20 protein-coding genes and 1 riboswitch are annotated in these 19281 nt (G+C 31.0%); of the genes, 18 read left to right on the forward strand and 2 right to left on the reverse strand.

Features of this window, described 5'->3' with window-relative positions; all coding sequences use genetic code 11:
* Positions 1–78 precede the first annotated feature (78 nt).
* The 4 genes from KQI18_RS12490 (at position 79) to KQI18_RS12505 (ending at position 4074) form a co-directional block, all read left to right on the forward strand.
* On the forward strand, positions 79–906 hold the full coding sequence (locus tag KQI18_RS12490) for a transketolase (RefSeq protein ID WP_216468285.1): 828 nt from the start codon (positions 79–81) through the stop codon (positions 904–906).
* Positions 899–1831, forward strand: coding sequence for a transketolase family protein (locus KQI18_RS12495; RefSeq protein ID WP_216468286.1), 933 nt, complete (start codon positions 899–901; stop codon positions 1829–1831). The genes KQI18_RS12490 and KQI18_RS12495 overlap by 8 nt, the downstream gene beginning before the upstream one ends.
* A 541-nt stretch (positions 1832–2372) precedes the next feature.
* Positions 2373–3494, forward strand: a complete 1122-nt coding sequence (locus KQI18_RS12500) for a hypothetical protein (RefSeq protein ID WP_236887767.1) — start codon at positions 2373–2375, stop codon at positions 3492–3494.
* 154 nt (positions 3495–3648) lie between these two features.
* Positions 3649–4074, forward strand: a complete 426-nt coding sequence (locus KQI18_RS12505) for a hypothetical protein (protein WP_257431977.1) — start codon at positions 3649–3651, stop codon at positions 4072–4074.
* A 109-nt stretch (positions 4075–4183) separates the two neighbouring features.
* Here KQI18_RS12505 and KQI18_RS12510 read toward each other — a convergent pair whose 3' ends face one another.
* Entirely contained in the window at positions 4184–4744 is a 561-nt protein-coding gene (locus tag KQI18_RS12510; protein ID WP_216468288.1) for a 5-formyltetrahydrofolate cyclo-ligase, read from the reverse strand.
* A gap of 159 nt (positions 4745–4903) precedes the next feature.
* On the opposite strand from KQI18_RS12510, the gene KQI18_RS12515 reads away from it, so the two are divergent.
* Positions 4904–6052 (forward strand): S41 family peptidase, encoded by a 1149-nt coding sequence (locus KQI18_RS12515; protein ID WP_216468289.1) that lies wholly within the window; start codon positions 4904–4906, stop codon positions 6050–6052.
* 393 nt (positions 6053–6445) lie between these two features.
* Here KQI18_RS12515 and KQI18_RS12520 read toward each other — a convergent pair whose 3' ends face one another.
* On the reverse strand, positions 6446–6637 hold the full coding sequence (locus KQI18_RS12520) for a hypothetical protein (protein WP_216468290.1): 192 nt from the start codon (positions 6635–6637) through the stop codon (positions 6446–6448).
* A 252-nt stretch (positions 6638–6889) separates the two neighbouring features.
* Here KQI18_RS12520 and cobT point away from each other — a divergent pair, with 252 nt between their 5' ends.
* From cobT to KQI18_RS12585, 13 genes are all read left to right on the forward strand, one after another.
* On the forward strand, positions 6890–7936 hold the full coding sequence (cobT, locus tag KQI18_RS12525) for a nicotinate-nucleotide--dimethylbenzimidazole phosphoribosyltransferase (RefSeq protein ID WP_216468291.1): 1047 nt from the start codon (positions 6890–6892) through the stop codon (positions 7934–7936).
* Between the two features lie 3 nt (positions 7937–7939).
* Positions 7940–8503 (forward strand): bifunctional adenosylcobinamide kinase/adenosylcobinamide-phosphate guanylyltransferase, encoded by a 564-nt coding sequence (cobU, locus tag KQI18_RS12530; RefSeq protein WP_216468292.1) that lies wholly within the window; start codon positions 7940–7942, stop codon positions 8501–8503.
* 2 nt (positions 8504–8505) lie between these two features.
* Positions 8506–9273 (forward strand): adenosylcobinamide-GDP ribazoletransferase, encoded by a 768-nt coding sequence (cobS, locus tag KQI18_RS12535; RefSeq protein ID WP_216468293.1) that lies wholly within the window; start codon positions 8506–8508, stop codon positions 9271–9273.
* Between the two features lie 18 nt (positions 9274–9291).
* The gene (locus tag KQI18_RS12540) at positions 9292–9966 is read left to right on the forward strand and encodes a histidine phosphatase family protein (protein ID WP_216468294.1); all 675 of its coding nucleotides are present in this window, start codon (positions 9292–9294) and stop codon (positions 9964–9966) included.
* Positions 9967–10143: riboswitch (cobalamin riboswitch) on the forward strand.
* 120 nt (positions 10144–10263) lie between these two features.
* Positions 10264–11778: a cobyric acid synthase gene (locus KQI18_RS12545; protein ID WP_216468295.1), complete on the forward strand. Its 1515-nt coding sequence runs from the start codon at positions 10264–10266 to the stop codon at positions 11776–11778.
* Positions 11779–11831: 53 nt separating this feature from the next.
* Positions 11832–13208 (forward strand): cobyrinate a,c-diamide synthase, encoded by a 1377-nt coding sequence (locus tag KQI18_RS12550; protein ID WP_216468296.1) that lies wholly within the window; start codon positions 11832–11834, stop codon positions 13206–13208.
* Positions 13209–13210: 2 nt separating this feature from the next.
* Positions 13211–14170 carry an adenosylcobinamide-phosphate synthase CbiB gene (gene cbiB / locus KQI18_RS12555; protein WP_216468297.1) on the forward strand — a complete coding sequence of 320 codons (960 nt, stop codon included), beginning with the start codon at positions 13211–13213 and terminating at the stop codon, positions 14168–14170.
* Positions 14171–14269: 99 nt separating this feature from the next.
* Positions 14270–15337 (forward strand): aminotransferase class I/II-fold pyridoxal phosphate-dependent enzyme, encoded by a 1068-nt coding sequence (locus tag KQI18_RS12560; protein ID WP_216468298.1) that lies wholly within the window; start codon positions 14270–14272, stop codon positions 15335–15337.
* A 1-nt stretch (position 15338) separates the two neighbouring features.
* A complete protein-coding gene (locus tag KQI18_RS12565; protein ID WP_216468299.1) occupies positions 15339–16283 on the forward strand; it encodes a cobalamin biosynthesis protein in 945 nt (314 codons plus the stop codon).
* A complete protein-coding gene (locus KQI18_RS12570; protein WP_216468300.1) occupies positions 16270–16902 on the forward strand; it encodes a cobalt-precorrin-8 methylmutase in 633 nt (210 codons plus the stop codon). The genes KQI18_RS12565 and KQI18_RS12570 overlap by 14 nt, the downstream gene beginning before the upstream one ends.
* A gap of 8 nt (positions 16903–16910) precedes the next feature.
* A complete protein-coding gene (gene cbiD / locus KQI18_RS12575) occupies positions 16911–18068 on the forward strand; it encodes a cobalt-precorrin-5B (C(1))-methyltransferase CbiD (protein WP_216468301.1) in 1158 nt (385 codons plus the stop codon).
* Positions 18065–18682 (forward strand): cobalt-precorrin-7 (C(5))-methyltransferase, encoded by a 618-nt coding sequence (locus KQI18_RS12580; RefSeq protein ID WP_216468302.1) that lies wholly within the window; start codon positions 18065–18067, stop codon positions 18680–18682. Before cbiD ends, KQI18_RS12580 begins: the two co-directional genes overlap by 4 nt.
* A complete protein-coding gene (locus tag KQI18_RS12585) occupies positions 18675–19277 on the forward strand; it encodes a decarboxylating cobalt-precorrin-6B (C(15))-methyltransferase (RefSeq protein WP_216468303.1) in 603 nt (200 codons plus the stop codon). The genes KQI18_RS12580 and KQI18_RS12585 overlap by 8 nt, the downstream gene beginning before the upstream one ends.
* Positions 19278–19281: the final 4 nt, after the last annotated feature.

Below are 19281 nucleotides of genomic sequence, written 5' to 3' on the forward strand. Positions count from 1 at the left end.
AAACATAAAAAAAATAATTCAAAAGTGATATAATAGTAAGGAATTGACAAACATTAATAATTTAAGGGAGGTAATCGAATGAGAGACCATAAAGGATTAAATGAGCGCGCATGTACTATTAGAAAAGATATAGTTACGATGGTTCATGACGCTAAATCAGGACATCCAGGGGGGTCACTATCAGCAGTTGAAATTCTTACTGCTCTATATTTTGATGAAATGAATATAGATTCCTCAAAGCCTAAGATGGAAGATAGAGATAGATTTGTATTATCAAAAGGACATGCAGCCCCTGCTCTTTATGCAGTTTTAGCTGAGAAGGGCTACTTTGATAAAGAGGAGTTAAATGGACTAAGAAAAATAGGCAGAATGTTGCAAGGGCATCCTGATATGAAAGGGACGCCTGGAGTTGAGATATCTACAGGATCTTTAGGACAAGGATTTTCAGCAGCTTGTGGTATGGCTATGGCCTCAAAATTAGATAATGCACCGTGGAATATATATGCTTTACTTGGTGATGGAGAGATCCAAGAAGGTATAGTTTGGGAAGCAGCCATGAGTGCAGCCCACTATAAACTAGATAACATGGTTGTATTTTTAGATAACAACGGACTTCAAATAGATGGAAATATTGAAGATGTTATGGACGTAGGATCGATAGTAAATAAATTTAAGTCGTTCGGATGGAATGTGATAGAAATAGATGGTCATGATTTTGATCAAATATTTGCAGCATTAGATATGGCAAGATCAACAGTCGACAAGCCTACTATGATAGTTGCCAAAACTATAAAAGGTAAAGGCGTATCTTTTATGGAAGATCAAGCAGGATGGCATGGCAAAGCGCCAAACGATGAAGAGCTTGAAAGAGCACTTGCGGAGTTAGGAGGTAACGACAATGAGTAAAATAGCTACAAGAGAAGCATATGGTAAAGCTTTAGTAAAATTAGGGCAAACAAATGATAATGTAGTGGTTTTAGATGCAGATTTATCTAAATCAACTAAAACTCACGACTTTAAAATAGAATTTCCAGAAAGATTTTTCAATATGGGGATAGCGGAGCAAAACTTAATTGGGGCAGCTTGCGGGCTATCTACAACTGGTAAAATACCTTTTGCAAGCACATTTGCTATGTTTGCAACTGGAAGAGCATATGAAATAATAAGAAACTCAGTATGTTATCCAAAATTAAACGTAAAAGTTTGTGCTACACATGCAGGACTTACTGTAGGAGAAGACGGTGCTTCACATCAAAGCATTGAAGACATAGCTTTGATGAGAGTTATACCTAACATGACTGTATTAGTTCCAGCAGATGCTGAGGAGACTGAGCAAATGATATTTGCAGCAGCTGACTATAATGGACCAGTATATGTTAGATTAGGTAGAAGTGCGGTACCTACTATATTTGATGAGAACTATAAATTCGAAATAGGAAAAGGGACTGTTATCAAAGATGGAGAAGATGTAACTATTATAGCTTGTGGTATTATGGTTAGTGAAGCTCTAGATGCGCAGGATAAGCTTGCATCAGAAGGAATAAGTGCAAGAGTAGTCAATATGTCTACTATTAAACCTATTGATAAAGAGTTAATATTAGAATCAGCTAAAAAGACAAAAATAATCGTAACAGTAGAAGAACATAGTGTTATAGGTGGACTTGGATCTGCTGTTAGTGAAGTGGTTTCTGAGGAGTCACCTGTATGTGTTAAAAAGGTAGGAGTTAAAGATACTTTTGGAGAATCAGGTACACCCGCTGAATTACTTAAAAAATATGGCTTAACTTCTGATGATATAGTAAATACAGTAAAAGAGGCCTTAAATAATTAATTTTTATAATTATTCAATTAAAGCCATAAACGTAATGGAATTTAAAAATTTAAGTTATTAAAATGTAGAAAGTACTTTACTTCGATATTTATATTGTTGTGAAGTGCTTTTTTTATTTAGTAAATATAGGACAAAAGAAATATATGAAAAATTAAATTTATTATAATTAAAAATTAAAAGCTTAGACTTAATTTTAAAGGAGTTAATACTATAATATAGAAGGATAATATATAGAGATATATAAGAACTAATTATTTTTAATACTTAATTCTAATCTTTAAAATATGAAAAAAAATAATCAGAATTGATTATTTCAAGTCATTTATATAAAATACCTTATTTTAGTTTGAAAATTAAAATAAAATGTTAATTATAAGCTAAATAAATAGGGTTTTTGTTAAAAATAGATTAAATGATTGCATTTTGAAATCTTGCTTAGAGAATGGAATTATTATATAATTAAAAAAACATTATAAAGTCAGAAAATTTCTAATTTTTAGGCTTTTAGAGTGGAGCAAAATGTTTTAGAGGGGGGTACATTATGAATGAAAATAAAGCCAGTTTTGGAACGATAATAAGTTTTGCTGGAGCATATGTTGCGACAGTTATAGGTTCAGGATTTGCAACAGGTCAAGAAATTATGCAATTCTTCACATTCTACGGTTATGGAGGAATTGTAGCGGGAATTATATCTATGATAGTCTTTATGTGGATTGGCGCATTGCTAATGATGAAAGGAAAAGAACTACAACTTAAAGATGATAATAAAATTTACCATGTATTTTGTGGTAGAGTTTTAGGAACGTTTTTCGAGTGGTTTGGCCCGGCTTTCTTATTTGGAGTATTTGTAGTAATGATATCAGGAGCAGGTGCCACACTCACGGAGTATTATGGTCTACATCCAATGGTAGGTAGAATTGGAATGGCAGTAGTAGCTTTCATAACAGTTTCTTTAGGACTTGATAAATTATCTAAAATACTTGGTGGTATAGGACCAATAATAATTGTATTTACGATTTTCGTAGGTGCTATAAGTTTATATAAAAATTTTGGAAATTTAGCAGCAAGTGCTGACTTGATTAAGACTTTAGATGTTGCGAAGCCGACTCCTAATGAGTATTTATCAGGTATTATTTATGCAAGTTATAATGTTATTATAGTTATGGCGTTTTTAACTGGACTTGGAGCCACATCCAAAACCAAAAAAGAAGGTATGTGGGGTGGAATAATAGGCGCAGTTGCACTTATGTCAGCGGCTATAGTAATGCATTTGGCAATACTTTCAGATATAGGGAATCTATATACTAAAGCGATACCAGCTCTTTTTTTAGCTGATAAAATATCTCCTTTAGTGGGGGTAGCATTCTCAGTTATACTTATACTTGGTATATACACAACTGCAACACCTTTATTATGGTCAGTAACAAATAGACTTGTAACACAAGATTCTCCTAAATTTAAAATAACTGTACTCATAATTACAATATTAGGTTTAGTAGGAGGTTTCTTACCTTTTGATAAACTTGTCGGTATACTGTATCCATATACAGGTTACATGGGAGTACTTATCCTAGTTTGTGCACTTGTGAGACAAATCACAGGCAAATGGGGAGATGTATCACAGTATCAAAAAAAAGGTGCTAAAATAGTTAGAAATAAGTAATGTAATACGTATAAATAAATATAAAAATAAATATAAAGTATATATAGGGAGAGCTATTAAAAAAATAGCTCTCTTTTTACTTATTATTTTTTAAACAGAAAAATAATAAAAGGTCTAATTAATAATGAAAAATCATATTAGTAATTAGATAGGAGTGATAAATTTGAAAATTAGGTTTAATATGAAGGGCTTAGTATACGGAATCATTATTTTAGTACTTGTGCTAGGTGGTTTTTTAGTTATTCCAAGCATGTTTGTAGAGAAGACAAAACCTATAGATTATACAGTACTCCAAAGGGAAGCAGTTCCGGAAAAGATACTAGATATGATGGATAAATACACAAATGAAGAAAGAGCTTTAGTTGCGAAAATGGGAAATAAAATATACATAATGGTTACAAGGGGGGAAAAGAAGTACGGTATTGAAATGGACAGTATAGAAAAGTTTGATGAGGATGGGAAAGAAGTAATAAGGGTAAAGGCAAGATATAAAGATAAAGAAGATTCCATGCCTTATTTAATAGTAGAGACTAATTTAGAAAACCTTCCGGATAGAGTTGAACTTGAAATTACAAAATAAAAATCACAAGAGATAAATAGACAAACAAGACCTAGGTTGTAGAAAATGTACTTTACAGCCTGGGTCTTGTTTTAATATTTATTTGTATCTTATATATGACGAATTAATTTTATAGAATATGTCTCTTGTCAGTTATAATCATATCTAGCTGCTTGTCGTGAGGATCAGTCGGAACATTATCTAAAATTTGAAAATCAAAACCAACTCCGATTGTTTTAGTATCAGTTCTTATATTCTCTAAGAAACGATCATACAGTCCCGCTCCGTAACCGACCCTATACTTATTTAAATCAAAAGCTACTCCTGGTACAATCACTAAATCGATTGACTTGACTTTTATATGTAAATTTGAAACTATGGGCTCACGTATTCCATAATCACTTATAGTGATTCCCTCTTCTAAATTTGTAATTGCAACAGGAATTAATTTTTTTTGATCAATTATTGTAATAGGACTACACACTACTTTGCCAAGAGACTTTAACTCTTTAACTAGTCTATCCATTTTTACTTCATTTCTAAAGTCCAAATAGACCATTACATTTTCTGCATTTACAATTTCATTGAGGTTTAAAATTTTATCTATTATGTTATTAGATGCATCATTTATAAAGTTATGGTTCATACTTTCTCTGATTTCTAAAATATTCTTTCTTAAAGATTTTTTCATATTAAATTCCTTTCCCTATGTTATAATGTGAACATGATTTACAACTATATTATATTATTTAATTTTTTAATGCAATTAAATAATTAATTTAGTTAAACGTATTAAAAAAAAGGTAAAACATATAATATATAAGAGTTTATTTAAAAGGAGATGCACTTAATGATATCAAAGAAAAAAGCATTACTCATTGCGATAGTATTGGTTGTTCTAACGGCTTTAACAACTTCAACAGTTACGCTCGCTTTGGGCGACAAAGTTATGATCGAAAGAGATACATATGAGCAGTACAAAAAATATAACAAACTTTTGGCGCTTGAATCAGTAATAAAAGAAGACTACTATAAAAAACCAAATGATGAGAGTTTAGTTGATGGCGCTATAAAAGGCTTGTTTGCAGGTACAGAAGATAGATATTCAACTTATTATACAAAAGAAGAGATGAATAGACTAATGGAAGAAAATGAAGGTTCTTATGTAGGGGTAGGAATGTATATAGGCTCGTCAGAAGTAGGTGAGTTAACAGTTATACCGATGGATGGATCTCCAGCTCAGAAAGGCGGTATAAAGGAAGGCGATATTCTAGTTAAAGTTAGCGGGAAATTAGTTTCTGCAAAAAATTCTGATGAGGCTGTTAGCCTTATAAAAGGAAAAGAAGGAACCACTGTGGACTTAGTGGTAAAAAGAGATGGTAAAGAGAAGGAATTTAAAATAAAAAGAGAAGAAATAGTAGATCATACTATCGAAGGCAAAGTTGTTGATGACAATTTAGGTTACATTAAAATTAAACAGTTTATAAATACGACTTATGACGATTTCGACAAAGAACTAAACAAATTAAAGAAAAAGAATATAAAAGGATTAGTTATTGATCTAAGAAGTAATCCGGGTGGTAATCTAGAAATAGTAGGTGAAGTAGCAGACGCCCTTATAGGTGAAGGTACAATCGTATACACAAAGGATAATAAGGGAAATACTGAATATATCAAATCAGACAAAAGAAAGCTTGGGCTTCCGATAGTTGTTTTAACAAATGGTGAAAGTGCATCAGCATCTGAAATATTAACTGCAGCTATAATTGATAATAAAGCTGGTATATCTGTTGGTACGAAGACTTTTGGTAAAGGGTTGGTGCAGTCAGTCAAAGGTCTAAAAGATGGTACAGGATATAAACTAACAACAGCTCAATACTTTACGCCAAACGGAGACTATATAAATGAAAAGGGAATAAAGCCGACAATTGAAGAAAAAGATGAATCAAAACAATTAGATATTGCAATAGAATGGCTTCAAAAAGAAATAGCTAAATAATGTATAAGAAATTGAAAAAACATCTATAATAATAATATAGTAATAATTACCAATAGTTAAATTAATAAAAATATTTGATTTTAAAAAAAATTAATGTTATTTTAGATATTGTAGAATAATACATTATAATGAAAAATAAGTTTTATTATAGTACCTTATTAAATATTTTGTATTTTTCTAGAAGGAAATATGACTACTTATATTGAATATAAGTAAATAAGTTAATAATGAAATAGGAAGTGAGATTATGAAAAAATCTAAGGCGCAAATTGTTAACTTTCAAAAGTATAAAGACAGAAAAAAACAATTGGAAGCAGATAGAGAAGAATTGCTTAAGTTAATTACAAAGGCTGTTATAACAAAATAGGGAGTGTAAACTCCCTATTTTGATTGCTAATAAAACTTTTGAGATTTAATGTGATCTTTGAATTTATTGAAATCACTGTCGTTTGGAAATTCTAATGTTTCAGATTTTTCGTCTTCGAAGTTTTTCAAATAAACAGTATGCTTACTGTTTATTTTATTGTAGTATATACATTTATAACCATTGTTGTAGAGATTTTCATATTTTGAAAGGCTATTCATATTATATAACTCCTAACATATAAATTTTTTTGTTGATATTTATATTCTTGCTAAAGTTTGAAAAATATATACAATAATTTTTTATGTAAAAAAAAGAATAATTTCCTGGGAAATTATTTATAAAAGGAGTAATATATTGAATATAAGTGTAAAATGTATATTACCGACAAAAAAATTTTAAAGTTTATTTTATATGATGTAAAATTTACTCTAAACTAGTAATATAAAAATAAAAACAGAAAGGGGATTAACGTGAGTTTATTACAAAGTATTTCGAGAAATATATATTCTCTAAACGAAAAAGCTATGGATAAGACTAAAAAGAGGCTAGATAGATTGATACACCCAAAAGAAAGTTTAGGAAAACTTGAAGATATATGTATAAAGTTAGCAGGAATATACGAAAATGACGATTTTGATACGCAAAAAAAAGCTATAATTGCTTTTGCATGTGATCATGGTGTTTATGAGGAAGGCGTTGCACCAGACTCACAAGATATAACAAGACTTCAATTTCCAAACTTTGTAAAGGGTATATGTGGTGTCGGAGCCCTTAGCAAATTTGTCGGAGCTGATGTAGTTGCTGTAGATGTTGGAATCAACTCTGATGAAGAACTTGAAGGAGTTTTGGATTACAAGATAAGAAAATCCACGTCTAATATGGCAAAGGGACCAGCAATGACAAGAGAAGAAGCTGTAAAATCTTTAGAAATAGGGATAGAGATAGCTGAAAGATGTATTGTCAATGATTATAAAATAATAGGTATAGGTGAGATGGGAATTGCAAACACGACGCCGACTACTGCCATAATTTCTGTAATGTCAGGATGCGATCCTGAGGAGATAACAGATAAGGGTTCAGGATTAAAAGCAGAGAAGCTTAAACATAAGGCTCAAGTAATCAGAAATTCTATAGAGATAAACAATCCAAATCCAACAGATGGAATAGATGTGCTTCACAAAGTAGGTGGGTTTGAAATCGGAGCGATGGCTGGAGTTATTCTAGGATGCAGCGCTAATAGAATTCCAGTTGTACTAGATGGATATATATCATATGCAGCAGCACTAATTGCTTACAGAATAAATCCTAAAGTATTAGAATATACCTTATCATCTCATTTATCATCAGAGGTGGGGGCGAAAAAGGCATTGGAAATTTTAAAATTAAGTCCATTTTTGGATATGAATATGAGACTTGGAGAAGGTAGTGGAGCTTGTCTAGGTTTTAATATAATCGATGCGGCTGTCTTTACATATAAAAACATGGCTACTTTTGATGAAATAGATATGGGGAGATAGGTTATGAGTAATAATATAGTTCTTGTAACTGGAGGTTCTAGGTCAGGCAAAAGCTGCTTCGCAGAATCTTTATGTTCAGGTCAAAATAACAGTACTGCATACATAGCTACTTCAATACCGTTTGACGAAGAAATGGCTGATAGAGTAAAAAAACACAGAGAACAAAGAAGTAGTGAATGGGATACATATGAAATATATAAAGATGTACATAAAGAAATACAGAAAATCGGTTCTAAATATAGAACTGTAATACTAGATTGCATAACGCTCCTAGTCAATAATTTAATGTTTGACTACGGCCTAGATATAGAAAATATGAGTACAGATGAGATAGATAAGATGAAAGAATACATCTATGATCAAATAGAAAAATTGATGGTTGAAATACGAAATACTGATCTGTATTTTGTATTTGTCACAAATGAACTTGGAATGGGGGTTATGCCTGATAATAAATTGAGTAGAATTTATACTGATATTGCTGGTAAGGTAAACCAATACATTGCAAAAATGAGTGATGAAGTGTTTTTTGTGGTTTGTGGAATTCCTATGAAGATAAAGGGGTAAATATGAAAAGATTTTTATTAACTTTACAATTTTTAACAAAGATACCAATAAAATATAATTTAGGATTTGATGAAGAATTTTACAAGGGAATTGTATATTTCCCTCTTGTAGGATTTGTAGTGGGACTTATTGCATACTTTGTTGGATTATTATCGTTAAATATATTCCCTGCATTAGTAACATCTGTTTTAATAGTATTGGTAGAAGTGTTACTTACAGGTGGTCTTCATATAGATGGATTAGGTGATACTTTTGATGCACTTTATAGCTATAGGAATAAAGAAAAGATGCTTGAGATAATGAAGGATTCAAGATTGGGAACAAATTCATTACTGGCTATAGTATTTTTAGTACTATTGAAGGTCGCATTTATACATAGTTTTATAGTAGAAAATATGTTGTGGGCTGTTTTATTTATGCCTATGGTCTCAAGATTTGCTGTAATGTGGATATTGTATAAAACAGAATCACCTAGAGAAAAAGGTATGGGGAATGTATTTATTGGAAAAGCAACTATTACGATGATAGGTACTGCTATGATATATTGTATAGCTATTATTTTTACTTTAGGTAAATGGGTGTTTCTGCTTAATAGATTCGACTTTTTAGGAATAATTTTTACTATAGCAGTAGTTTTTGTATTTGTAGAGATATTCAAAAGACATGTATACTCAAAAATAGATGGTATTACAGGTGATATACTAGGGTGTACAATTGAACTTTCAGAAATATTCTATATAATATTTTTATATATTTTTTTATTTTTATAATAATTATATGGTGATAATATGATAAAATTAATATTAGTTAGGCACGCTGCTACATGTGCTAATGAAAAAGGTGAGTTGTCTGGCATAAGTGAATGTGATTTAAGTGAGACAGGAAAAAATCAGGTAGAGAAACTAACAGATTATCTAAAGTATCAAACTGTTGACAAAATTTATACATCTAGCTCAACTAGAACAAAAAAAACTATAGATTTATTTGCTGGTTATAAGGGTATAGATATTAGAATTAAAAAAAATCTCAATGAACTCGATTTTGGTGACTTTGATGGATGGAAATTTAAAGAAATCGAAGAAAAATTCCCGGTTGAATACTTAAAACTTATAAAAGAAGGAAATAATTATAAGTTTCCTAATGGAGAATCTCTTATAGAATCTTATAACAGAGTTTCACAAGAATTAGACTCTATAATTAAAGATACGTTAAATTTAGATACGAATATTTCGGAATTGGACAATATTAGTTCAGAGTTAGAAAGAGTAAATTCAAAGAAAAGCAAAACGATTGTTATATGTTCTCATGCTGGAACTATTAGAAATATAGTTGCGTATTTGATTTCAAAGGATTATAAAAATCACTGGAATTATAAAATTGACAACGCCTCTGTATCAGTTGTCGAAATAGAAAACGGATTTTCCGTTTTAACGATGCTAAATAACACAGAGTTTTTAAAATAGAATAATAATACTGAAGAAGGTTATTAAATATTAAAAGGGAAAAAGGTTAAATGCCTTTGCAGCCCCCGCTACTGTAAGACTGACGAAACTATAGAAAAGCCACTATCCTAGGATGGGAAGGTTATAGGACTAGGTTGAAGTCGAGCCAGGATACCTGCCTTATTTGGTTGTTATAGAGTCTTCGGGGTGAAAGATTTTTACTTATATATAGCATGATGATAGTATAAGTCCTAATTTCCGAAAATTAGGGCTTTTTTTAGTAGATCCGAACATAAATATATAGAATGAGGTGATAAAATGGGTAAAAAAGTGATGTTACAGGGAACGGCTTCAAATGTAGGTAAAAGTATAATTGCAGCGGGTTTGTGTAGAATATTTAGTCAAGATGGATATAAGGTTTCTCCTTTCAAGTCTCAAAATATGGCTCTGAATTCATTTATAACTGAAGAAGGTTTAGAAATTGGAAGAGCTCAAGCTTTTCAAGCTGAAGCAGCCAATATAAAACCAAAAGCCATTATGAACCCAGTATTGCTGAAACCCTCAGGAAATAATGCCTCACAGGTTGTCGTTTTAGGAAAACCAATTGGCAATATGAACTCGAATGAATACTATGACTATAAATTAGAGCTTATGGATATTTTAAAAACGAGTTTTGAAGAACTTAAAACTGAGTTTGATGTGGTTGTTATGGAAGGGGCAGGGAGTGCAGCCGAAATAAATCTGATGGATAGAGACATATCAAATATGAAAATGGCTGAAATAGCAGATGCTCCTGTTATTTTAATCTCTGATATAGACAGGGGCGGCGTTTTTGCATCTGTAGTCGGGACACTAAACTTAATGGATGAAGCAGATAGAAATAGAGTAAAGGGAGTTGTAATAAATAAATTCAGAGGTAGAAAAGAACTTCTTGCTAGTGGAGTAGAAATGTTGGAAAAAATAATAGAAATCCCAGTTTTAGGTGTAATTCCGTATAGTGACATAAATATTGAAGACGAAGATAGTGTTACTAATAAGTTTAAGCAAAAGTCTTCAAGAAAAGATATACATATTGAAGTGATTAGAACTCCGTATATGTCAAATTTTACAGACTTCGATATTCTAGAAACTCAGGAAGATGTAAGTTTAAGATATGTAGAACGTGGAGAATTTATGAGTAATCCAGATATTGTGATAATACCGGGTACCAAGAATACTATAGAGGATTTGAAGTATTTAAAAACTTACGGTTACGATGAACAGATTAAGGCATTTGAAAGAAAAGGTGGATTGGTTATTGGAATATGTGGAGGTTATCAAATGTTAGGTAAAAAGTTAAAAGACCCAGAATTTATAGAATCAAATACATTAGAAATTGAGGGTCTTGGGCTTTTGGATATTCAAACAACATTTAGTAAAGAAAAAACCACTACCCAAGTTAAGGCTAGAATAAACACAGGCGAAGGTGTTTATCTAAAAGGATTAAGAAACAAAGCTATCACAGGATATGAGATACACATGGGAAATTCCAGTTTAGGACAGAATGCTAAAAGTTTAGATACTATAGTTGATAAGCTTGGTGAAAAGGTCTGTTATACAGAGGGTAGTGTAAACAATGCGGGAAATGTAATAGGTACCTATATACATGGAATATTTGATGATATCGAATTTACCAGGACACTTCTAAATAATATAAGAGAATTAAAGGGATTACAAAGTTTAGATAGCAATATTAAATCTTATAAAGATTATAAAAATAAAGAGTATGATAGATTAGCAGATTTCTTAAGAGAACATCTAGATATTAAAAAAATATATGAAATCATGAAATAATAAATACTACACAATTTTTATTAATCTTTATTATTATGAATTGGGGTGAAGCAGTGAGGAAGATAGTTATTGCTGGAACAAGCAGTGGAGTTGGTAAGACTACCATATCTCTTGGTTTAATGAAAGCGCTTAAAAATAGAGGCCTGAAAGTTCAACCTTTCAAGGTGGGTCCTGATTATATTGATCCATCTTATCATACATTTATAACTGGTAGATATTCTAGAAACCTAGATTCTTATATGTTAGATGATGAAAAGATAAAGTACATTGTTTCAGAGTCATCTGTAGATGCAGATATTTCAATAATCGAAGGCGTTATGGGGCTTTATGATGGTTTTGGAACAGATATAGACAATTGTACTACTTCGTATACTTCGAAAATTCTAAAATCCCCGGTCATTCTAGTTATCAATGGGAAGGCAATGGGTGCGTCAAGCGCTGCAACAGTGCTGGGGTATCAACAGTTAGATAAAAATGTAAATATAAAAGGGATTATAATAAACAATATAAAGACAGAAAGCCATTTTAGTATTGTAAAAGAATCTATAGAAAAATACTGTGGAGTTGAAGTTTTAGGTTATTTACCACCTAATAACCAACTTTCATTAGAAAGTAGACATTTGGGGTTGATACCAAGTATGGAAATAGAATCTTTAGAACAAAAACTTAATATACTGGCTTCTGAGATAGAAAAGTATGTAGATCTTGATAGGATTCTAGAGATTTCGGAAAGCGAATATGTTTCAAGTGATTACAATTTAGATCAGATGATTGAATCAAAGAATCTTAGAGAATATGCTAACGGGAAAACTATAGCAGTTGCTTTTGATAAAGCATTTAATTTTTACTATAGAGAAAATATCGATCTTTTATATAGAATAGGTCTTAATGTGGAATTTTTTAGTCCACTTAATGATAAAGAAGTCCCTAAGTCTGACTATATTTACATTGGCGGGGGTTTTCCTGAAATTTATGCAAAAGAGCTATATATAAATGAAAATATGAGAAATTCTATACTAAACTTTCATAAAAATGGAACACCTATATATGCAGAATGTGGTGGCCTTATGTATCTTGGAAGTAATTTAAAAGATTTAGATGATGTTAGTTATGACATGGTTGGAATATTTGAAGGGACTAGCAAAATGACGAGTTCTCTAAAAAGATTTGGATATTGTTATGGAATCGCTAAAATTGATACGGTTTTATCTAATAAGGGAGAGGTTATTAGAGGGCATGAATTTCACCATTCTACATTTGAAAGTTCAGAGGATTGTTCATATACAATGGTAAAAGAAAGAGATTCAAAAATATTGTCTGAGTGGGATGGAGGCTACAGTAAGAAAAATACTTTAGCCACTTATCTACACACACATTTTTATGATAACATAGACTGTTTAAAGAATTTTTTAATAAGAGGAAATGAATAAGAATGAATTTAATATCTATTTATTTAGGATATATACTTGATCTAATAATTGGGGATCCATATTCATTTCCCCATCCAGTCAAGTATATTGGAAAACTAATAAAAACACTAGAGAGTTTTATTAGAAGGGTTTTTAAAACTGAAGGTCTTCTTAAATTTGGAGGTTTTATACTTTGTATAGCTACAGTAGCTATAGCCTATATAGTCACATATCTATTTGTAAATATATTTAAATTTAACTATATATTGTATATTTTAGTTAATGGTTTTGTAATATACACAACTTTAGCAACAAAATGTCTTAAAGATGAAGCGATAAAAGTCTATAATGTTTTAAAAACTGGCGATTTAGAGAAATCACGAATCCAATTATCTTATATAGTGGGAAGAGACACAACCGAGTTAAATGAAAAAGAGATAATACGAGCTACTGTTGAAACCGTTGCTGAAAACGCAGTTGACGGCATCATATCGCCGATGTTTTATGCATTTGTAGGTGGAGCACCACTTGCGATGGCGTATAAGGCAATAAATACATTGGATTCAACTGTAGGATATAAAAATGATAAGTACTTAAATCTTGGATTTGCTTCTGCGAAATTAGATGATATAGTCAACTACGTACCCGCTAGATTGTCAGTCTTATTTATGCCAATCGCAAGTATGATCTTGGGATATAATGCAAAAAATAGTTTTAAGATTGGAATTAGAGATAGGAAAAATCATAAAAGTCCAAATTGTGCACTCTCAGAGGGCGCGGTTGCAGGAGCTCTAGGTATACAACTTGGAGGAACAAATGTGTATTTCGGAAAAGAAGTGTATAAGCCCACAATTGGAGATAAAATGACAAATATAAATGTAGAAAATATAATGGATACGAATAGAATAATGTATATGTCTTCGTTAGTATCACTGCTTATATTTACGTTAGTTTATACTTTAATTAATTTGCTTTGTAATTAAACTGTAAAAAATAAGGTAATATTTATATATATATAATAAATTAAATATCTTTTAAATTAAACTTTAAGCTAAACCAAATTAAAGAATAGAGGTGATTAGATGAAAGAATTAGGGCATGGTGCCGATATAAATAGCCTAGCAAAACTATATAATAAAAAACCAGAAGATATAATAGATTTTAGTTCTAATATAAATCCAAACACAGTAAAAAATATAGAAAAACATGTATACGAAGGGTTTAAACTATGCACAAGCTATCCGGATATAGATTATCAAAATCTTAGAAATAATTTAGAAAGTTATTTAAAAGTTGATACTAGGTACATAATACCAGGTAATGGAGCAACTGAAATAATATATTTACTTATGAAGTCTATTGGAAAAAGGATGGCGATTCTAAATCCCACTTTTTCAGAATATGGGAGAGCTGCATCTTTAAATGGTCTAGAAGTAGTTGATTTGTTACTCCACAAAGAAAAAGGTTTCGCATTTGATATTGCTGAGATAGAAAAAAAAATTGAGCGATTTGATAGCCTATTTATCTGTAATCCTAATAATCCGACTGGAAATGTTCAGTATATAGTAGATCTTATGAATTTGTTAAATAAGAATAATAAACTACTTATTGTAGATGAAACTTTTATGGAATTTGTTGTGAATGAACAAGATTATTCTCTATTAAAATATGTAGAAAAAAATAAGAATTTATTTATAATTAAAGCGGCTACTAAATTTTTTGGATTACCTGGATTAAGGCTGGGTTATGGCGTGACAAGCAATTTTGATATTTTAGAAAATATATACTTATACAAAGAACCTTGGACAATAAATACAATTGCTGATCATTTATCTAATTACATATTTAGTGACAAGAGTTACATACGTCAAAGTAAAATTGATGGTATGCTGGAAAGAGAGTTCATGTTACAAAGTCTAAAAAGTATAGAAAATATCGAGGTAAATAAGACGGATACTAATTTTATTCTAATAAAGCTATTAAACAAAAAGTCACATCAAGTAAAAGAAGAAATGTTCAAAGAGCACAGTATTTTAATACGAGATGCTTCAAATTTTAAAGGTTTAGATGATAATTATATTAGAATAGCGGTTAAATCACATGATGATAACTTAAAAGTTATAAAATCATTAGAAAGTGTTGTGGGTTGATATGAAATCAAATGGAATGTACCCGGCTTCGTGTGGTGAGCTAGTACAAGGGCTGTTAGGTGATACTGAATATTTATGTTCATATGCTGTAGATTTATTTTCTCATGTAGTTTTAGAGGAAAAAATTAAAAATATAAAAAAGGTCGATAGAGAAGATGTTATTAATGACCTGAACAATAAATCTATGACAATAGATCCAAACACAGAAAAATCTAGAAGGGCTCTCGAAAAAGTATTTGATAACTTTTCTTTGCCTATAAAGGATACTTACAATATAACAATAGATGTATTCAGTAATATACCAACGGCAAAAGGAATGGCAAGTTCTACTGCTGATATAGGCGCGACAATAATGGCTGCTCTTGCTCTTATAAATAAAAAAATGAGTGATGAAGAAATAGCTAAGCTAGCCGCTGAAATAGAGCCAACTGATTCCACACTTTTAAAACAGAACTGTATATTTGATCCACTCACTGGAAGAGTAGAGAGAAATTTAGGGTTCTTGGAAAAAAGCAAAGTTGTAGTTTTAGAGCCAGATGAGGTACTTCTAACATCTAATACAAGAGGACTTAAAGACTACAAAATTAAAAAAGAAGCAAATAGAAGAGATATAGAAGCAGCATTTTCCCTACTTGCTAATGGATTTGAAGATGAAAATTTGAAATTGATTGGTCAGGCTTGTAATATAAGCAGTCTAGCAAATGAGAATATACATAAGAAAGCTCATCTCGAAAAACTAATGGAGATTTCAGATAGATATGGGGGTTACGGTGTGAACGTAGCTCACAGTGGAACTGTAGTTGGAATTTTACTCGATGAAGATATTGATGAAAGTATCATTATAGATAGAATAGTTAGAGAAAATATCAACTCAGTTTATAAAGATATATATACATTGAAAATAATAACAGGTGGTGCGAAGGGGGATAAAGATGGACTATATTAAAAATCCAATGAAAATTGAAGACAGAAGCTTTGAAATTATACAAGAAATAATAGATGAAATAAGACCTGATTATAAGTTTAAAAATGAACTTGAAGAAAAGATTATAAAGCGTTCTGTCCATACAACTGCAGACTTCGAGTATTTAGATATTCTTGAAATTTCAGAAACCGCAGTTGAAAGTATAATTGATTCTTTAAATAATCAAGCTACAGTATATACTGATACAAATATGGCATTAAGTGGAATAAACAAGAGGAGACTAGATGCTCTAGGTTGTAAATATAGATGTTTGGTAGCGGAAGAGGAAACCCACAAAATTGCTAAAGAGAAAGGAATTACTCGTTCGATGGCAGCAATTGAAATAGCAGCTAAAGATCCAGGAAGAAAGGTATTTGTGCTTGGTAATGCTCCAACAGCTCTTTTTAAAATTATAGAAATGAATACTGATGGGAACCTTGGATTCGATGCAGTGGTTGGAGTGCCTGTCGGATTTGTAGGAGCTGCAGAGTCTAAAGATGAACTTGCTAAAACCGATATACCTTATATAATATCTAGAGGTCGTAAGGGTGGAAGTAACTTAGCAGCGGCGATTGTAAATGCAATACTTTACAGTATTTAGGTGATAATATGGAAAAGTTTGTTTATATTGATGGTAAAAAATACAGAAGGGGATACACTACTGGGTCTACCGCTGCTGGAGCATCAAAAGCTGCTACTTATATGCTTTTTACTAAGAGTAAAATCAATTCAATAAAGATTGATACTCCTAAGGGAATAGAACTTGATTTAGCAGTAGAAAATGCAAATATACAAGACAACTTTGCCGAATGCTCAATAAAAAAGGATGGAGGAGATGATATAGATGCAACACATACTATGGATATTTTCTCAAAGGCAGAGGTTGTTGATAGACTGTCTGAAGATGAGCCTATAATTATCTGTGGTGGTAAAGGTATAGGAGTAGTAACCAAAAAGGGACTTAGTGTAAGTGTAGGTAAGCCTGCGATAAACCCAATACCACTTAAAATGATACTAAGTGAAGTGGGAAAAGTAATCTCTGAATTTGAGGAAGGAACTTTATCTAAATCGAAAGCAATTAAATTGACTATATCAGCACCACAAGGTGAGGAAATAGCAAAGAAAACTTTCAATCCCAGACTTGGTATTATAGGTGGAATATCTATTCTTGGAACTACAGGAATTGTAGAGCCAATGAGTGACGAAGGTTGGAAGAAATCATTATCTATTGAACTTCAAATGAAGAAAGAGCAAGGAATGGATAAAGTAATATTTGTTCCAGGAAATCATGGAGAACAATTTATTTCCGAGTATTACAAACTTAATTCTAATTATGTAATTAGAACTAGCAATTTTATAGGCTATATGCTAAAAGAAGCACAAAGATTAGGGTTTAAAAAATTATTTATGGCTGGCCATATAGGAAAATTTATCAAATTATCCGCGGGAATTTTTAATACACATAGTAAAATCGCAGATGCTAGAAACGAAATACTGATATCAAATTTAGCGCTGATGGGAGCTCCATATTCTTTACTAAAACAAATCGATAATTGTGTTACATCTGAGGAAGCTATAGACATAATAAGTGAAGCGAATTTTTCAGAAGTATTCAATATAGTTTGTAATAAATGTAAGTCAAGAGTTTTACAGTACTTAAATGATGAAGAGAATAACATTGACGTTGAAGTTGTTATATTCTCTATGGATAAAACTCTTTTAGGAAAATCGAGTGAAGCTGAAAAATTGGCGGAGGTGTTTATATGATAAATATCATAGGTTTAGGGCCTGGAAAATTCGATTATATCACTAAAATAGGTGAAAATCTTATAAAAAAATCAGATATAGTAATAGGTGGAAAAAGAAATATAGAATCTTTAAAAAATTTTGATGGAGATAAAATTGAGATTACGAACAACTTAAAAGAAATAGTTGAGTATATAAATATCAATAAAGATAAAGAGATATCGATAATTGCTTCTGGTGATCCATCAATATATGGTATAGCAAGATATATCGTAAAAAACGTAGAGTACGAAAATATCTCGGATGATATAAATGTAATATCTGGAATAAGTTCAATGCAGTATATATTTTCAAAAATATACGTTGATATGAACGACCTGTACATAACGAGTAGTCATGGTAAAGAACCTGATTTTGACTATATTTTGTCACATAAAAAGGTGTGCATGGTAACAGATAAAAAAATAGGACCAAGAGAAATAAGTAAAGAAATACTAAATAGAGGACTTAAAAAGACTATTGTAGTAGGAGAAAACTTGTCTTATGAAAATGAGCAAATAACAGTTGGTTATCCAATGGAAATTTTAAAAAAAGAAAATTACGATATGAATGTAGTGGTGATATTAGATGAATAATAGTGAGTTTATAACGGGTAAGGTACCCATAACTAAAGAAGAAGTAAGGGCCATATCACTTAGTAAACTTGATTTAGCTAAGGCCGAAGTATTTTTAGATGTAGGAGCTGGTACAGGCAGTGTTTGTGTTGAAGCAGGTATTACATATCCTAATTTAGAAGTACTTGCAATTGAAAGAGATGAAGGTGCTATAGATCTTATAAATCAGAATATAGAAAAGTTTAACCTAAAAAACACAAAACTTATAGAAGGGTACGCACCTTTAAAAGTTGAGGATTTAACATTAGATTCAAATGTTTCTAGACATTTTAAGACTAGTGAAACAATTGATTCTATATTTTTAGGAGGAACTGGCGGGAACTTAGAAGAAATAATATTATGGTCAAAAAATCTTTTGAAAAGTGGTGGAAAGTTAGTTGCTAACTTTATAATAGTAGATACTTTTAATAATGCACTAAAATTACTAAGAGAGCATGGATTTAAAGAAATAGATGTAAGTGTTTTAAATGTTTCAAAACTAGAAAAACTTGGAAGAGGAGAATACTTTAAACCTCTAAACCCCATATATATAATTTCTTGCGAAAAAGGAGAGTAGTATT

Origin of the sequence: Metaclostridioides mangenotii (assembly GCF_018917235.1) — a bacterium.
GTDB lineage: Bacteria > Bacillota > Clostridia > Peptostreptococcales > Peptostreptococcaceae > Metaclostridioides.

Coding starts and splice junctions, on each gene's coding strand:
- KQI18_RS12490 (WP_216468285.1), top strand. CDS start 79: ATGAGAGACCATAAAGGATTAAATGAGCGCGCATGTACTATTAGAAAA.
- KQI18_RS12495 (WP_216468286.1), top strand. CDS start 899: ATGAGTAAAATAGCTACAAGAGAAGCATATGGTAAAGCTTTAGTAAAA.
- KQI18_RS12500 (WP_236887767.1), top strand. CDS start 2,373: ATGAATGAAAATAAAGCCAGTTTTGGAACGATAATAAGTTTTGCTGGA.
- KQI18_RS12510 (WP_216468288.1), bottom strand. CDS start 4,744: ATGAAAAAATCTTTAAGAAAGAATATTTTAGAAATCAGAGAAAGTATG.
- KQI18_RS12515 (WP_216468289.1), top strand. CDS start 4,904: ATGATATCAAAGAAAAAAGCATTACTCATTGCGATAGTATTGGTTGTT.
- KQI18_RS12520 (WP_216468290.1), bottom strand. CDS start 6,637: ATGAATAGCCTTTCAAAATATGAAAATCTCTACAACAATGGTTATAAA.
- cobU (WP_216468292.1), top strand. CDS start 7,940: ATGAGTAATAATATAGTTCTTGTAACTGGAGGTTCTAGGTCAGGCAAA.
- cobS (WP_216468293.1), top strand. CDS start 8,506: ATGAAAAGATTTTTATTAACTTTACAATTTTTAACAAAGATACCAATA.
- KQI18_RS12540 (WP_216468294.1), top strand. CDS start 9,292: ATGATAAAATTAATATTAGTTAGGCACGCTGCTACATGTGCTAATGAA.
- KQI18_RS12545 (WP_216468295.1), top strand. CDS start 10,264: ATGGGTAAAAAAGTGATGTTACAGGGAACGGCTTCAAATGTAGGTAAA.
- cbiB (WP_216468297.1), top strand. CDS start 13,211: ATGAATTTAATATCTATTTATTTAGGATATATACTTGATCTAATAATT.
- KQI18_RS12560 (WP_216468298.1), top strand. CDS start 14,270: ATGAAAGAATTAGGGCATGGTGCCGATATAAATAGCCTAGCAAAACTA.
- KQI18_RS12565 (WP_216468299.1), top strand. CDS start 15,339: ATGAAATCAAATGGAATGTACCCGGCTTCGTGTGGTGAGCTAGTACAA.
- KQI18_RS12570 (WP_216468300.1), top strand. CDS start 16,270: ATGGACTATATTAAAAATCCAATGAAAATTGAAGACAGAAGCTTTGAA.
- cbiD (WP_216468301.1), top strand. CDS start 16,911: ATGGAAAAGTTTGTTTATATTGATGGTAAAAAATACAGAAGGGGATAC.
- KQI18_RS12580 (WP_216468302.1), top strand. CDS start 18,065: ATGATAAATATCATAGGTTTAGGGCCTGGAAAATTCGATTATATCACT.
- KQI18_RS12585 (WP_216468303.1), top strand. CDS start 18,675: ATGAATAATAGTGAGTTTATAACGGGTAAGGTACCCATAACTAAAGAA.